The organism is Geobacter psychrophilus (assembly GCF_056821595.1).
In genome coordinates this window covers 2,950,071-2,965,503 of sequence record NZ_JBXDTU010000004.1, presented here as the reverse complement: position 1 = coordinate 2,965,503, position 15,433 = coordinate 2,950,071, and the positions used below count along the sequence as shown (strand labels likewise).

The 15,433-nt window shown below is 49.4% G+C and carries 17 protein-coding genes and 1 pseudogene; 7 read left to right on the top strand and 11 right to left on the bottom strand.

Annotated features, from left to right (window positions below; translation table 11 throughout):
• Positions 1–164 precede the first annotated feature (164 nt).
• Genes ACOCF6_RS16210 through ACOCF6_RS16200 form a run of 3 tightly spaced genes read left to right on the top strand, consistent with a single transcriptional unit; the run spans position 165 to position 5,000 of the window.
• Positions 165–2,243 carry a TOL_0244 family TonB-dependent receptor gene (locus ACOCF6_RS16210; RefSeq protein ID WP_482461370.1) on the top strand — a complete coding sequence of 693 codons (2,079 nt, stop codon included), beginning with the start codon at positions 165–167 and terminating at the stop codon, positions 2,241–2,243.
• A gap of 31 nt (positions 2,244–2,274) precedes the next feature.
• Positions 2,275–2,820 (top strand): TOL_0243 family YfiR-like periplasmic protein, encoded by a 546-nt coding sequence (locus tag ACOCF6_RS16205; RefSeq protein ID WP_482461369.1) that lies wholly within the window; start codon positions 2,275–2,277, stop codon positions 2,818–2,820.
• A 41-nt stretch (positions 2,821–2,861) separates the two neighbouring features.
• Positions 2,862–5,000, top strand: coding sequence for an ATP-binding protein (locus ACOCF6_RS16200; protein ID WP_482461368.1), 2,139 nt, complete (start codon positions 2,862–2,864; stop codon positions 4,998–5,000).
• Positions 5,001–5,013: 13 nt separating this feature from the next.
• Here ACOCF6_RS16200 and ACOCF6_RS16195 read toward each other — a convergent pair whose 3' ends face one another.
• From ACOCF6_RS16195 to prmC, 3 genes are read right to left on the bottom strand one after another with little or no spacing between them, the layout of a single operon-like run.
• A complete protein-coding gene (locus ACOCF6_RS16195; protein WP_482461367.1) occupies positions 5,014–5,565 on the bottom strand; it encodes a hypoxanthine-guanine phosphoribosyltransferase in 552 nt (183 codons plus the stop codon).
• Between the two features lie 17 nt (positions 5,566–5,582).
• Entirely contained in the window at positions 5,583–5,810 is a 228-nt protein-coding gene (locus tag ACOCF6_RS16190) for a hypothetical protein (protein WP_482461366.1), read from the bottom strand.
• A gap of 18 nt (positions 5,811–5,828) precedes the next feature.
• Complete coding sequence (prmC, locus tag ACOCF6_RS16185; RefSeq protein WP_482461365.1) at positions 5,829–6,683, bottom strand: peptide chain release factor N(5)-glutamine methyltransferase; 855 nt, start codon at positions 6,681–6,683, stop codon at positions 5,829–5,831.
• A gap of 270 nt (positions 6,684–6,953) precedes the next feature.
• Here prmC and ACOCF6_RS16180 point away from each other — a divergent pair, with 270 nt between their 5' ends.
• Positions 6,954–7,388, top strand: a complete 435-nt coding sequence (locus ACOCF6_RS16180) for a bacteriohemerythrin (protein WP_482463378.1) — start codon at positions 6,954–6,956, stop codon at positions 7,386–7,388.
• Between the two features lie 38 nt (positions 7,389–7,426).
• Here ACOCF6_RS16180 and ACOCF6_RS16175 read toward each other — a convergent pair whose 3' ends face one another.
• Both ACOCF6_RS16175 and ACOCF6_RS16170 read right to left on the bottom strand, forming a co-directional pair.
• Positions 7,427–7,618, bottom strand: coding sequence for a hypothetical protein (locus ACOCF6_RS16175; RefSeq protein ID WP_482461364.1), 192 nt, complete (start codon positions 7,616–7,618; stop codon positions 7,427–7,429).
• Positions 7,619–7,853: 235 nt separating this feature from the next.
• A complete protein-coding gene (locus tag ACOCF6_RS16170; protein ID WP_482461363.1) occupies positions 7,854–8,108 on the bottom strand; it encodes a hypothetical protein in 255 nt (84 codons plus the stop codon).
• Positions 8,109–8,534: 426 nt separating this feature from the next.
• Here ACOCF6_RS16170 and ACOCF6_RS16165 point away from each other — a divergent pair, with 426 nt between their 5' ends.
• The gene (locus ACOCF6_RS16165; RefSeq protein WP_482461362.1) at positions 8,535–8,870 is read left to right on the top strand and encodes a hypothetical protein; all 336 of its coding nucleotides are present in this window, start codon (positions 8,535–8,537) and stop codon (positions 8,868–8,870) included.
• A 93-nt stretch (positions 8,871–8,963) separates the two neighbouring features.
• On the opposite strand, the gene ACOCF6_RS16160 is transcribed toward ACOCF6_RS16165, so the two are convergent.
• Positions 8,964–9,302, bottom strand: coding sequence for a hypothetical protein (locus ACOCF6_RS16160; RefSeq protein WP_482461361.1), 339 nt, complete (start codon positions 9,300–9,302; stop codon positions 8,964–8,966).
• A 145-nt stretch (positions 9,303–9,447) separates the two neighbouring features.
• On the opposite strand from ACOCF6_RS16160, the gene ACOCF6_RS16155 reads away from it, so the two are divergent.
• The gene (locus tag ACOCF6_RS16155; RefSeq protein WP_482461360.1) at positions 9,448–9,804 is read left to right on the top strand and encodes a hypothetical protein; all 357 of its coding nucleotides are present in this window, start codon (positions 9,448–9,450) and stop codon (positions 9,802–9,804) included.
• 74 nt (positions 9,805–9,878) lie between these two features.
• Complete coding sequence (locus tag ACOCF6_RS16150) at positions 9,879–10,451, top strand: DUF2628 domain-containing protein (RefSeq protein ID WP_482461359.1); 573 nt, start codon at positions 9,879–9,881, stop codon at positions 10,449–10,451.
• A gap of 457 nt (positions 10,452–10,908) precedes the next feature.
• On the opposite strand, the gene ACOCF6_RS16145 is transcribed toward ACOCF6_RS16150, so the two are convergent.
• From ACOCF6_RS16145 to istA, 5 genes and pseudogenes are all read right to left on the bottom strand, one after another.
• The gene (locus ACOCF6_RS16145; RefSeq protein WP_482461358.1) at positions 10,909–11,910 is read right to left on the bottom strand and encodes a tyrosine-type recombinase/integrase; all 1,002 of its coding nucleotides are present in this window, start codon (positions 11,908–11,910) and stop codon (positions 10,909–10,911) included.
• A 137-nt stretch (positions 11,911–12,047) separates the two neighbouring features.
• Positions 12,048–12,413: pseudogene (locus ACOCF6_RS16140) on the bottom strand (JAB domain-containing protein); the annotation flags it as partial.
• 431 nt (positions 12,414–12,844) lie between these two features.
• Positions 12,845–12,982 (bottom strand): hypothetical protein, encoded by a 138-nt coding sequence (locus ACOCF6_RS16135; RefSeq protein ID WP_482461357.1) that lies wholly within the window; start codon positions 12,980–12,982, stop codon positions 12,845–12,847.
• A 175-nt stretch (positions 12,983–13,157) separates the two neighbouring features.
• Positions 13,158–13,895, bottom strand: a complete 738-nt coding sequence (istB, locus tag ACOCF6_RS16130; RefSeq protein WP_482458893.1) for an IS21-like element helper ATPase IstB — start codon at positions 13,893–13,895, stop codon at positions 13,158–13,160.
• Complete coding sequence (istA, locus tag ACOCF6_RS16125) at positions 13,882–15,399, bottom strand: IS21 family transposase (RefSeq protein ID WP_482458892.1); 1,518 nt, start codon at positions 15,397–15,399, stop codon at positions 13,882–13,884. Before istA ends, istB begins: the two co-directional genes overlap by 14 nt.
• Between the last annotated feature and the right edge of the window lie 34 nt (positions 15,400–15,433).

Genomic DNA, 15,433 nt, shown 5'->3' with positions numbered 1-15,433 from the left:
ATCGTCGGTCGCCGGAACAGGTTTTCTGATGTCCTGACAAGTCGCTCGCATTAAGTATGCAAACAGTGTATTAGTACACTTTAGTTTTAATATGCTTACAAAGTGGGTTATTCCTGTATAACCGATCGCAGTACTGACCTGGCAACACCAAGATAAGGCTACGTATGAAATCACGCTACTCCTGGAAAAATTCGGCAATTAAGCGGCTGCTGACCAGTCAGTTTCACCTTGTACTGCTTGCAGCCGGATTGTTGATACTGATGCAGTCCCGCCCTGTTGATGCCGAAATGACGTCAGCTCCATCCCGGGTTGATCTGACGGCCTTCAATATTGAAGAGCTGTTGGACATCACCGTAACCTCGGTTTCAAAAAAATCACAAAAAATAGCCCATGCCGCGGCAGCAATCTACGTCATCAGCCAGGATGACATCCACCGCTCGGGAGTTACCACAATTGCTGATGCCCTCAGAATGGTTCCAGGGGTCCAGGTAGCACAGATCGACAGCAATAAATGGGCAGTGACCGCACGCGGTTTCAATGGCCGCTTTGCGAACAAGCTGCTGGTGCTGATGGACGGGCGCAGTCTCTACACACCTTTCTTCATCGGGGTCTATTGGGAAGTACAGGACACCGTGCTTGAAGATATCGAGCGCATAGAAGTCATTCGAGGTCCCGGTGCGGCGCTTTGGGGCGCCAATGCGGTCAATGGTGTTATCAATATCATCACTAAATCAGCGGACAAGACACAGGGGGCACTGGTCAGCACAGGGGGCGGGACCAGCGAAACGGCATTCGCAACAGCCAGATATGGCGCCGCCATTGGTGAATCTTCCAATATCCGACTGTATGCGAAACATAACGAGCGCGACAATTTTGTTGATGCATCAGGCAATAGCACCAATGATTCCTGGCATACCACCCAGGGAGGCTTCCGATTTGACTCGCAGCTGACTCTTCAGGATAACCTGACGTTCCAGGGAGATTATTACGCCGGCACACTCAACGAGACCAACACCCTGTTCAACCTGGTCCCTCCATACATGCGAGATGTGCAGCACGGAACAGACGTGAGCGGCGGCAACATCCTCACCCGCTGGCAGCGTGCCCTGTCAGACACGGACAACCTTTCTCTGCAGTTGTACTATGATCATACCGAGCGCGACATGCTCGTTTCACCTCAAACATTCAATACCTTCGACCTGGATATGCAGCACCGCTTTTCGTTCGGAAGTTACCAGGACATCGTATGGGGGCTCGGGTATCGCTTCAGCCAGTATGAAGTAGCAAATACACCGACTCTTTCATTTGATCAGCAGCGGGTCACCAACAATCTGTTCAGCACTTTTATCCACGATGAAATCACCCTGATTCCGGCAACACTATCCCTGATCGTCGGTTCACGCTTTGAACACAACGACTACTCAGGCTTTGATGTACAGCCCAATGGACGTCTGCTCTGGACAATAACACCGAATAATTCCCTGTGGGCGGCAGTTTCACGAGCGGTTCGCTCCAGCACCAAAGGAGAGCAGGACATCCGCTATAACTATCGCACGATTCCAACGACACCGCTGCTCAGACTTGAAATAGTGGGCAATAAGCACTTCAAATCCGAAGAGCTTCTGGCGTATGAAATCGGCTACCGCACCAAACCACTGTCCCATCTCTCCTTTGATATTGCAGCATATTACAACTCATACAAAAATCTGAGAGTCATCAGCCCGGGAACGTTATATACAGAGCCCGCATCAGGACCGGCAACCAATGCTGTTCAGCCCTATTTTCTGAGCAATGACATGCATGGGCATGCGGTCGGCGTTGAACTTTCCGCTGAATGGACGCCATGCGACTGGTGGCGCCTGCAGTCATCCTACAGTTATCAGAATCTCACCATGTTTCTTGACGGCACAAGCGCAGACAGCATCAACAAGCGCAACGCCGAAGCGGATGTACCGCTGCATCAGTTCAGCGTGCGCTCCGGTTTTGATCTGGGTCGTCAGGTTTCTCTGGATCTGTGGCTGCGCGGCACTGACCGCCTGGATTCTATCGACGGGCAGTCCATACGCGGCTATATCACCATGGATGCACGCCTGGCCTGGAAGCCGGCCAAGGGTCTTGAGCTGGCCCTGATTGGAAGGAATCTCTTTGAAAGCCATCATGCCGAATTCATACCTGAATATATCAACACGAAACCATCCGAAGTCGAACGCAGCTTCTACGGCAAGCTGACATGGAATTTCTGATGCTGACCTGTTCAATGATGAGCACGATACTATGCTAAAGTTTATGCTGCGTTCCATTCTCATGTTGGCGGGCTTGTTGGTATGCTGCACGCCGTCCGGCTGGGCTGAGTCGAAACAGCTCAATGAGTACGAGGTGAAAGCGGCCTATCTGTACAACTTTGCAAAATATGTGGATTGGCCGGCATCGACACCGCGCCGGGAGAATGCGTCCCTGACTATCTGCATCGTAGGGAAAAGCCCATTGAATGACGTCATTGAAACACTCGCGGGTAAATCCATCAAAAACCGCAGGCTGGTCATACGACAATTCAGCAGGATTGAAGATCTGAGCGAGTGCAATATACTGTTCATCAATGCTGCGGTGAAGACCTCTCTCACCCAGCTACTTGCTTCCATAGCTCCCCGCTCAATCCTTACTGTAAGTGACTGCAAAGGTTTTGCAGCTGCCGGCGGCATGATTGAACTGTTACCTGCCGGAGATAAAATAAAGTTTGGCATCAATAACCGGGCTGCCCAGCTTGTAAATCTCAGAATCAGCTCTCATCTGCTGAGGCTGGCCACGACCGTTCTCGAGTAACCCTGGTTCGAGCTGAATTAGAGGATAATCTTCAGGAATATATGTTCAACTATATCCGCAAATATTCCATACGACGCAAACTCATGCACATCATGCTGGTCACCAGCGGAGTGGTGCTGGTGATGGTTACCATCGCGTTTTTCACCGATGCGGCGCTGTCATTCCGCACCATGATTCTGGAAGACCAGCGGATTTTGGCAAATATTGTCGGCAGCAACACAGCAGCCGCTGTTTCATTTGATGATCCGAAAGCAGCCAGCGAGACACTCGAAGGCCTTTCCGCAAACCCCAATGTTATTGCTGCCGCCGTCATCACTCCTTCCAACGAGCTGTTCGCTTTGTATATTCGCAAAGGCATCGACCAGCAGTCCCTCGGCCTGAACATCATCACAGATGGTACCAAACAACGCATCCCGGCAGCCGATCTTCTTTCCATGGCTACCCAGCAAACCCCCTTATGGGCTCGCCATGCCAACATCAAAACCGTGCTTCCCTTTCTGGCCGACTCCCAGCAGATCAGCACCATACTAATCATCTCTGACATCGGCGAACTGACATCAAAGCTGTCGCGTTCTTTTGTTATGCTCGGAGTAATCCTGATCGTTGCCCTCCTGATCGCCTACATCATTTCATCAAAACTGCAGGCGATCATCTCCGAACCGCTGCTCAGCCTTTCGACAACAATGAAGCAGGTTTCGAGTGAAAAGAATTATGCAATCCGTGCCAGGTGTGCTGAAGATGATGAAATCGGCGATCTGGTCAATGGTTTTAATGAAATGCTGACGCAGATAGAACTGCGGGATGGGCAACTGAAACAACATCATGAAGAGCTTGAGGAGAAGGTGGCACTGCGTACCAGCGAGCTACGCCAGGCCAATCTGCAACTGGAAACAACTGTTATGGAGCTGAAGACCGCCACAGAAGAGGCCGAAGCCGCCAACCAGGCCAAATCACAATTTCTGGCAAACATGAGTCACGAGATCCGCACCCCTATGAACGGTGTTCTCGGCATGACTGAACTGCTGCTGGAAAGCCCTTTATCGCAAAAACAGCGTCAGTACGCCGAAACAGTGCATCAATCTTCCAACGCGCTGCTTTCCATTATCAATGACATTCTCGACTTCTCCAAGATCGAGGCCGGCAAGCTTGAACTGGAGATCGCCCCCTTCTCCCTGAACGATACCATGCATAGCGTCATTGAACTGTTCATCGGCTCAGCCCAGCGCAAAGGCATCAGGCTGACCAGCCAACTCAGTGCACAAGTTCCGGCATTGGTGTTGGGGGATTATGGCCGTATCCGCCAGATCCTGGTAAACCTGATCAACAACGCCATCAAATTTACTGCGCAGGGGGAAGTCAGTCTCACTGTCCGGCAAAGAGAGGGCGATGAAAGCTCCGGTATGTTCTACTTTGAGGTACGGGATACGGGTATCGGCATAGCGTCCGAAGCACAGACCCGGGTTTTTGAACGATTTTCGCAGGCTGACGGCACAATGAGCCGTTCATTTGGAGGAACCGGGCTGGGCCTGACGATTGCCAGGCAACTTGTTGAATTAATGGAGGGAAGTATCGGGGTAAAGAGCGAACCGGAAAAAGGATCAACCTTCTGGTTTACTGCGCGGCTGCCGTATATAGCCTCCGAAGGCGGTAATACCGGCGCCACGCACATGGCCGATGCTTCGCAGAAAGCATCCGATCCGACATCATACACAAACAGGCATACAGACAGAACAGCCATCCCCGAAAAACCTGTATTTCCAGCCGGCGCGCATACCTTGCCGCTGAAACGGGAAATGACTGATCTTGTCCCGCGCATCCTGGTTGTCGAGGACAACGCTGCCAATCAAAACCTGATTATCACCATCTTACAGCTGCTGCGCTATCAGGTTGAATGTGCTGCCAATGGTAAAGAGGCTGTTGATGCCTGGACACGGTCTGAGTTCGATATAATCCTGATGGACGGCCAGATGCCGGTTATGGACGGATTTGAAGCCGCCCATATAATTCGTAAACGGGAGGCAGCCGAATCCAGGCCGCGTACCACCATTATCGCGCTGACCGGCCAGGCCATAAAGGGTGATCGCGAACAGTTCCTGATTAACGGTATGGATGACTATCTGGCCAAACCGTTCACCCTGATGCAAATCCGGGAACTGATGAAGAAATGGCTTGCCGCCTGATAGTCGAAACCTGCTACAAACCTTTTACCGCATAGATCCCGGGCGCGTTTCGCCAATATCCCTTGTAATCCAAGCCATAGCCGAACAGGAAACGGTCTCCGACCTCAATACCGGTAAAATCAGCCCGCATGCCGGGCGTAACCTTGCGCAGGTGAAGCTTTTCCACCAGTACGGCCATATAGATCTTCTCTGCTCCCTGCTGAAGGCAGTATTCGGCAATGGCCGCCAGTGTCACCCCTTCATCCAGGATGTCGTCAAGCAGCAGCACGGTCCTGCCCTTCAAATCCAGCTGTGGTCTGACGGTCCAGTGCAGGTGTGCACCGGCCGTCTCATGCCCGTAGCGGGTGGCGTGGACATAATCCACCTCCAATGGAAACACCAGCCGGGTCAATAGCTGACCGGTAAAGATGAGCCCGCCGTTCATAATGCACAGCAATACGGGATTGGACTCCTTCAGCAGTGCGGTGACCTCATTGGCTATACGGTCAATGGCTGCGAAAACCTCAGTTTCTCCGACCAGCAGATCTGCTTCAGAGAGTACGGTATGTGCTTCGGTAACTGTCATGCTGACCACCTTTCATTTCAATGTGTCCGAAGTTCGGCAGCAATTATCGGCACCATATTTTCTTCGTTTGGGAACAATCCGACCGGTACTTTTTCTCGGCCGAATTCCAGGTAAATCTGGTATCGGGCACAGGGTTCGAAGTTTCCGTGGCAATATTTTTCCTTCAGGTATTCGGACACAGCCGGCATATCAGGCATCATGTCATTGAAAAATATGCAGGTACTACTCAGTTCACAGGTTATCATGGCATCTCCATGCACTGGCTATTTTCGCTGTCCCCCGACAACCCGGACGATTCCGCCTGGATCACATGCCGTTATCACGTCGCCAAAAGCACCGGTCGCCCGGAAAAGCTGCATCACATCCTGGGACTGCCCCGCCCCGATCTCCACCACCAGCCAGCTGCCCGGGTTCATGCAGGGGAGTGCCGACGGAATCAGAGAACGATAGATATCCAGACCGTCTGCTCCGCCATTCAGTGCGCCGCGGGGATCAAAATCCCGCACCTCAGGCTCCAGTGCCTCGATATCGCGGCTCGGTATATAGGGCGGATTGGAGACTATCAGGTCAAAGTATCGCCCTGCCACAGGTTCACACAAAGATCCTTGCAGAAACTCGATGGCAACCCCGTATTTTTCAGCATTTTTCCGGGCAATCGCCAGTGCCTCCCCGGAAATATCGATCGCCGTTACCGTTGCCATCGGCAACTGCTTCGCCACTGAGACGGCAATGCAGCCGCTCCCCGTGCCAACGTCGAGTATTGACCCAGCTTGCGGCATCAGCCTTAGCGACTCATGTACAAGCGTTTCCGTGTCCTGGCGGGGAATGAGCACATCCGGCGTAACCTCGAACTCGAGGCCGCAGAACTCCTGGCTGCCAAGAATGTGCTGCAATGGTTCACGTCTGCCACGGCGGGCAACCATGACGCGGTAATCTGCAAGCTCTTTATCGCTCAACGGCTTATCAAAGTTGAGATACAAGCCCACCCGGTCGAGACCGGTAGCGGCGCATAAAAGCCATTCTGCTTCCAGGCGGGCGTTGTCGACCCCTTTGCCGGCCAGAAATTCCTTTGTCCAGCTGAGAACCTTCAACGTTGTCCATGTTTCCATTTGTGTCATGCTGATGTTCCTGGCCCACATAAACCGGATGCGTACGTTTTTGATAGTATCCCATATTCCGGCTCTACTCCACAAAAATAAGACCCATTGACCTGCCAATACCCGGTAATATGCTTAACAGAATTCATGTAAAATTGAGGGGGAAACTCCGCTGGTTGTTGGGGGTATGCCAGCCGAAGCATCACGGAGAACACCTGGGGGCGGACGAGCAGATGCTTGATAAACAGAATACAATGATGCTATGTGTATAATCATTCATAATCCCGGCACATCAAGGAGTACACAAAGCCGCAAATCACGTGGACCGAAGACTTTGTTCTGGGGATAAAGCAATTCGACGTTCATCACCAGCACTTGATATCCCTGATTAACGAGACCACTCTCTGCATCGATAATGGCGCTCCCCAGGAAGAAGTAACCATCATACTAAACAGGCTTGTTGATTATGCCTGGTATCATTTCAATGCCGAGGAAAACTGGATGAAAGACCAGCAGTATCCTCAACTTGAGGAGCATCAAAAGCTACATAAAGAATTTTCGTTGAAAATAAGTGAGTTTAAAGATCGGTTTTCAAGAGGGATTACAGCAGTTGCAGCAGAACTTTCAACCTACCTGAATTTCTGGCTGATTGACCATATAGTTATCTGTGATTCGCACTATGCCTCTTTCGTTGGTTCAAGAAAAGAACCTGTGTTGATGACCTGAGCAGATTCGGTCTGAAATCTATTAGTAATGTGGGCAGCCTACCTCAAGCGCTTGGAGACACACATGACTTCATAGGGATCGCCTTTATAGTCAAGCAGATAGGTATAGTTCATCCCTGCAGCAGCACACCTGTCAATTTTGACCTGCAATTCCTCTTTACTTACTTTGGTGCAGCCTGTTACTGAGCATGCTCCACAGACAAGAAAAATAATCAAGAGATTCAACCTCATAACACCTCCTGCCTCATCCACCCAACGTCATCATAAGGTTTCTGCTTTCATGAGGACTTATCGGAAAAATCCGCCGTTAACTTTAGAAACCAATCCGGCCAACCACCTGATAAGATACTCAGTATAGCCAAAATCACCTTTTATTCTGGTACACCTGTCAAACATGAAATGCAGATAGAAATATAAAAAGGCCGCATCCGAAGATGCGGCCTTTTTATCCATTCTGAAAATAAAATTACTTGGCTGCAGGAGTAGTCGTTGTTGTAGTTGTTGTTTCAGCAGCAGGTGCTGCTTCTTTTTTAGCTTTCTTTGCTTTTTTGGTTTTCTTTACTTTTTTAACTTCTTTTTTCTCTACTTTTACTTCGCCAGCAGGGCTGGTAGTAGTTGTTTCTGTCTTGATGTTAGTTTTTGTTGTTTCAGCTGCGCAAACAATACCAGCAAAGGAAATGGCAACAATAGCAGCAACGAGTGTGGAAAGAACTTTTTTCATGGGTAATACCTCCGGATAATTTGGCGAATCTATATCTAGTAACTGCATATGTTGAGCCAAAAATCTAAATACTGCAACTAGCTGAAAGTATTGTCTATAATACTATTCAAATATTATTTCACGACTCATGCGACCTTATATACTCAAATCACACCTCATATGAAGTATGATAAAATATTGAATTCACGCAATAAATAATAATTGCGATCATGTATTGACACTGCTGTTTGGAACTTACTACTTCCTGATACAGCATCTCCTGACTCAATTGAGGTATTATCAGGTTCAATTCAGCCCATAACATACTGTCTATTTTCGACCGAGCCTGTATCCACCTATTATTTCTACCATTTAATTTACACGCTGGTTGGCATGCATGATGCTCCTCTTAGAATTGAATCTTAATTACACAGGAGGAATTACAACATGAACAAAGTTATTTCCACCATCGTTGCCATAGGGTTTATTTCAAGCATGCTTGTCAACACTGCCTTTGCCGGTGATCACCATGGCGGCGGCATCAATCCGCTCTGGATTCCGGTAGCAATCCTTTCCACGGTAGCTGCCACAGTAGCAACTATTGTCCAACCGCCTGTGGTCTATGAGCAACGGGTGTATTCAGAACCACGCCAGACTGTCATCTATGAAGAGCCACGACCTCACTATCGGCAGGGATACTATTATGAGCGTAGGCCATCGAATTATTATTATGAGGAACGCGGACGTGCCTATGACGAACCACGGTATCGTGACTACCGGTAACGATTGCAAAAAGATACAACTGGTAAGAGATTAAAATATGAAAAGGCCACTTCAGGGTGGCCTTTTCATATTGATGTCATGTTTTGGTTGTAATCAGTTTGAACCTGGAGGAGGTATGGTTATACTTCCGATCTCAGGGGCACCGCCAGCTGTTGCAGGAGAAACCGCAGGTGAAGGGGTATAGGTACCAGCGCTGGCCGGAGCACCGCCGGAGGATACCGGGGAACCGGCATTTGTAGTAGTATAACTACCGGCACCGGCAGGAGCAGTACCAGCGGTTGCGGGGAAACCGGCCGATTTTGGCGTATAGCTGCCGGCGCCAGCCGGAGCGCCACCAGCAGATGCAGGGGTCGAAGCCCCCTGAGCGAATTCGATACCGACGACAGAAACTGCTATTAGCGCAGCTATGAGGGTCAACAAGACTTTTTTCATGATTATTATCTCCATAATGAAGGTTCTATTTGTTACAGTATAGCATAGACAGATAAAATATACTCTTCAGGTCAGGCACCCTCTGAGCGTCAGGAACCTGGTCCAGGCGCTCTTACATCCAACACCATAGCGAGAGGTCGCAGATATGCTGAAAGGTTCAGAAAAACAGGTAGCGTGGGCAAAGCGGATAAAACAGGAGAGACTGGCCACCTGGAAACAGAGCGACCCAGCAGTGTTCAAAGAGGTCGAACCTCAGCTCAAGGGTGAACAATCAGCAGCATGGTGGATAACATACCGTGAAAAGAACCTCGGGGAGGTTTTACCGTATATCGCGGAAGGAGGGCCTCCGGTGAGGAAGAGTGCAGTGAAACCTAAGGAGACTCAAGGTTCCGCAAGCGTGACGCCGGTCTACTCATCACTGGAGGATGTAATCAGGTTTGTTGGAGAAACCAGGTGTATCGCTACCGGGAAGGTTGTTGTGGATGCTGATTGTCCTTTTTAGTACGTTAGAAATATGATCCAGGAATGGCGTAAAGATTTCAGCCGTGCTGCATTGATAATAAGGAGTACCGACATATGATCTGCCCTTACTGCAAAGAAACAATCCTCGATGGCGCCATAAAATGCCGCTACTGTGGCTCTATGTTGAATCTTGACCCTGCGAATACCATAAACATTGACAGCATCAGCAGTGATGAAATCCGTGAGTTTGTCGGGCCCAATGCCCACTACTACATCCAGAATTTCTCAAAGTTTACCATTTCGGGCAAAGAGGAATTTCGTGTTACCTGGAACTGGTCCTGTTTTGGTTTCACGTTTATCTGGTTTCTGTACAGGAAGATGTATGCGTTAGCTGCAATTACTTTTGTAGTCTTCTGTATTCCCGGGGTCAACATCCTCCTGCACTTGGGAATTGGAATGATCGGCAACTATCTGTACTACCGATATGTCAAGGGAAAGGTTATTGAGATCAGGGCGGCACAATCAGCACAGAACTATATTCCGGTGCTACAGGAACTGGGTGGGGTCAACAAGTGGGTTATCACGCTGGGGATTGTCATCTGTGTGCTCATGACAATTCTGTTTGCCGTTTTTTTCTCCACTATGATTGCATTCATGGGACAGCACCTGACGAGAATAACAATTTGATGATAATTCTATGGCGTGGTTTGCCCTTTGGTTTGGCATTGCGAACTTGAACATCTGTCAACGGTAAAACCCGTTTAGGCATAGTATTTACCTCCTGTTTCGGGGTATCCATATTTAGCCACTATGGGGTATCTCCTGAAGAGTACCCCAAAAACCACCGGTTTTAAACGTACAGCAACGAACTACAACAAACAACAGAAAAGAAAAAGCCCCTGATTTCTCAGGGGCTTTTTTACTTAACCGGACTATGCCGGACTACATTATGGCGGAGAAGGTGAGATTCGAACTCACGGAGGTGTTACCCTCGGCGGTTTTCAAGACTCTCTTTATATTACTGCATGTTAGCAGTAAGACCTCTTTTACCAACTAGCCCTCACTTTTGATTATTTTTGACACAACAGGTCTCACTTTAGGTCTCAGTTTATATCACCTATAAGCACCCATATCAACGCTTACTTCATTCCAACATATTTGCTGCGTGTACCAATTTATCAGGATTCAAATGAGCGTACCGTTCTGTTACCTGTATCGTGCTATGCCCCAACCACTCCTTTACCGTGTAGAGATCGATACCCTTATCAATTAGTCTGGTAGCGGTGGTATGCCTCAGAGCATGTAATACAAACTCTGGATCATTCATAAATCCCATTTCCTTACGTGTCCAGTCCCATGCCGTTCCAGCTTGATATTTGTCAACAGTGAATGGTTTACTTACACCGTTACCCTTCATGTTCTTCATTATAGCCCCTACCCTCTCGGTCATTGGTATGCTCCTGGGCCTTTCACCTTTGTTTATCCATATACTGATCAGATTGGTTTCAAAGTTGATATCGTCATAGCGGAGATCTAACACCTCAGATAACCTGCAGCCTGTATCCACTAGGACTTCAACCAAGTCAGCCACTTCAGGAAAGTAATGTCTCCTACTGTTATGCTCGGTGTTCCGTAACAGGCTGACTACAGTGGATTCCTCTTCTCTGGATATGACACGTATCCTGCCCTTGTTCTCCTTTTTGAGTTTGATATGTTCCCATGGTTGCCGGTGATGACGTAGTAATGTCTTTAGGGTGGCAAGATACCTGTTTACTGTGGCTCCTTTTATACCTGAAGCCTCCAACTTCTTGATTAACCGTTTAATTACATCCTCATCTATCTTGCTAATGGGTATGTCACCTGTAATGTCCATTAACTTTTCAGCTATACGTTGAGACTTGAGACCATCTTTGTTGTCCTTCCAGCGTTCATCATAGACCTTCTGTATTGCAATGCTCAGTGGCATTCTTGCGGCCTTTTCTCTTGGTGATAATGCTCCGTCTACCATCATACGTTTCTTCTCAACAGCCTCAACTAATTTGGCTTCCTTCATGGTAAACTTACCAGTGCTCCTGGTTACACGAAACCCATCTACCGTGAAATTCATGTAGAAAACACCCTTATTGCCTCGTTTATATACAGACATGACGTACTCCTCCTTGGAATACAGGCACACAAAAGAGCGGAATAGCCCCTGTGTCCTGTTGTTATGTAATTGTTTGATTTGTTACCGGTGATTGATTGTTCAGGTGGGTTACATTTTGATGGGTGGTGTTACGGTGATTACAGAAGTCCTCGTTCTACAAATGACAGATAGGTTTCTCCGACAATGATGTGATCCAATATCTTAATTCCTAATATCTCTCCCGCCTCAGAAAGTCTCCTGGTGATAGCTAGATCCTCCTGACTTGGGCTTGGGTCTCCGGTCGGATGGTTATGTATCAATATAATTGCTGCTGCTGATGAGAGTAGGCTGTTCTTAAAAGTTTCCCTGGGGTGAACGATTGATTGATTTAAGGAACCTGTAGAAATGGGGTCGATACATATCAATCTGTTTTTGCCATCGAGATGTAGAGCTATGAAATGCTCCTTGGTCTCCTGCTGTAACCACTTAAAGGTATTGAATACTTGAACTGGTGCAGTGTATCTGATCCCTGTATTAAGATAGTTGGTCAGTTCTTCCCGTATGATCAATGTCTCGTAAACAGCTTTTATGGTCTTGAACCTGATGGGTTTACATTTCTGGGTGATGGCATCTATTGGAAATAGGGTATCTATTGTCATGGTAGTTCTCCTTGTGCGTTGGACGCAGATATAGGGTTCTGTGGTCCTTGGTGGTTAAAATGCTTATAGTGGTATGGGTTATTTGCTCTGGAAGGGTCTAATGGGCTGGTAGGTGGTGGTCTTATTGAGCTTTACGTAGATTAATTTTAAAAGCATCTCTCCGCATGGTTGACAGATTACTGTTGGAGCTGAGTCACGATCTGGTAAAAAGGAGTCTGTTCTTTCATCTACTGTTCCATAGCGGATACCATGAGATATCTCATTACCTCCTAACTTCTTAGTGCAATATTCACATCTCATGACTGCACCTCCATATCAGCACAATGACAACAATAGGACACTCCCCTTAACTCCTGGCTGTTCTCTTCTATGATGATGTCGTAACAGTTTTCACACATGATGCAGGTTATCTCTTTAATGTTATGTATGTTCATGATGGTCTCCTTGTCAGTAGAGGTATTGGATCAGCTGTTTCACGATGGTCACGGGTTTCATGGTCTCCCACTTGTTGCCTAGGTATTCTCCTATTTCCTGGTTGTTGTGTGTCAATCGGCATTGAATTTTGACCCGCTATAGGCGTTCAATTTTGACCCACCCCAGCAGTAGTTTTTAGTTGTTTATCCTCGTTCTGATTCTCCAGCTTTCATTTCCGGTTTCCACTATCTCGCAGTGATGAGTGATCCTGTCCAGCAGGGCTGTCGTCATCTTTCCATCCCCGAATACCTGTGGCCATTCGCCGAACGTCAGGTTGGTTGTTATGATCAGCGATGTTCTCTCGTAAAGCTTCGAGATCAGGTGGAACAGGAGTTGGCCGCCGTTCTTGGAGAATGGCAGGTAACCCAGTTCGTCAAGGACAACCAGGTCATGCCTTGCCAGGTGTTCCGCCAGCTTGCCACCCCGGTTGTCGAGTTTCTCCTGCTCCAACTGGTTCACCAGATCCAGTACGTTGAAGAACCTGGCTTTCCTGCCATTTCTGATACTCTGCCGAGCTATGGAGATGGCAAGGTGCGTCTTGCCGGTTCCGGTACCGCCGACCATGATGATGTTGCTGTGATCGGACAGGAAGCTGCCATCATAGAGGGTTCTGACTTGCATCTCATTGACTGGTGTGGCTGCGAACTCGAACCGGTCGAGATCCTTGTCTACCGGGAACCTGGCCAGACTCATGCGGTAACGGATGCTTCTTAACTTCCTCTCCGCCATCTCCGCTTCCAGGAGGTCGCACAGTATCTTGTCCGGAGTGGCCCGACTCTTTATCCCTGCCGCCAGCACCTCATCAAGGATGGACTTCATTCCGTACAGTCCGAGCGTCCCGATGGCTTCCATCAGTCGGTCACGCAGTACCATAGGCACCTCCCGAGAGGAGGCGGTCATAGCGGTAACAGTCCACCACCGGGACCAACCTGAGCAGCGGCAACTGTGCTGACGGCTGCAGCGGTTCCGGTTGCGGCTCATCGTGTGTGCGTGACAGAATGGTGAGTATGACATCGCTGCTGACCGTCTTGTCGGCTATCGATTTGGCGCACGCTTCTGCCACGGCTTCCAAGCCATAACGACGGACGACGCTCAATATCCCCACGAACTGGCGATCTCCGTCGCTGCGTTCCGCCAGTATCTTTCTGACCTCACCCATCGATTCCGGCAGATCCCATTCCTTGAAGGGGGCACCGTTTCGCAAGGCTCCCGGTTTCTGCTCCAGTACGGCGATATAATGCCAGGGGTCGTAGATGACCTTGTCACGACTGAGGTTACGGTCGTGGACTCCAACCGTTGTGCCGTTCATTACGATGATCACCCGGCTTGCGTATGCACGTACTGAGACTGTTTTACCGACAGCCATCGCATTGACGCTGTAACGGTTGCGGTCGAAGCTGATCAGGAGCTGCGGCGACACACGCGCAACGCTTTCCTGATAACCATCAAACGGAGACGGCATACTCAGCAGACGGTTGCGCTCTTCGGCAAACACCTCGTCAATGGTTCTGGTCCTGAGCTCGGGATGCTTGAAAGTGGCGGCGTGATTGCGGCACTGGTCCAGTAGCCATTCGTTCAACTCAGCCACGTCCTTGAACCGCCTACGCTGGGCAAAGAAACGTTTCCTGACTACGCCGACCTGGTTCTCGACCTGTCCCTTCTCCCAACCTGCGGCTGGCGTACAGGCTACCGGTTCAAACAGGTAGTGGGAGGCCAGGTTCTGGAAGCGACGGTTGAACACCCGGTCTTTGCCCATCAGCACCTTGGTAACTACCGTCTTCAGGTTGTCGTAGATGCCTCGCCTGCAGACACCGCCAAAGAACTCGAAGGCCCGGACATGGGCATCCATGACCATCTCAAGAGTTTCACGGGTATAGGCGACACAGAACGGTTTGCGGCTGTGACACAGGCGGAAGTGGGCGATCTTTATCTCTACGGGGACACCACCGAGTTCGACCTTCTCGTAACTCCAGTCGAACTGGAAAGCGTCACCAGGGTCATAGGCAAGGGGTATGAAGGCCTTTACAGCAGCCGTGCCGTCTGCTTTCTTCCAGTTGCTCACATAGCGGCGGACGCTGTCATAGCCTCCTTCGTATCCTGCACGCTGTAGCTGCTCAAACAGGATCTGAGAGCTTCTGCGATGGCGAACAGGCTTGCTGTTGTCCTCAGCCAGCCATTCAGAAAGGCTGGCTTCAAAGGAGCCGAGCTTCGGACGTGGCTGTTCAGTCCTTACGTACTTCTGGTCGGTCATGCCGGTGCGGAGGATGGTTCTGACGGTGTTCCTGGCAAGGTTGAATTCGCGGGTTATCTCCCGGATGCCTTTGCCATCTCGGTAGTGGGCGTGACGGACTTTGCGGATGGTTTCCACGTTCAGCATCTCCTTTCGGTACTCCTCTCTCTGGTTGGTTCCA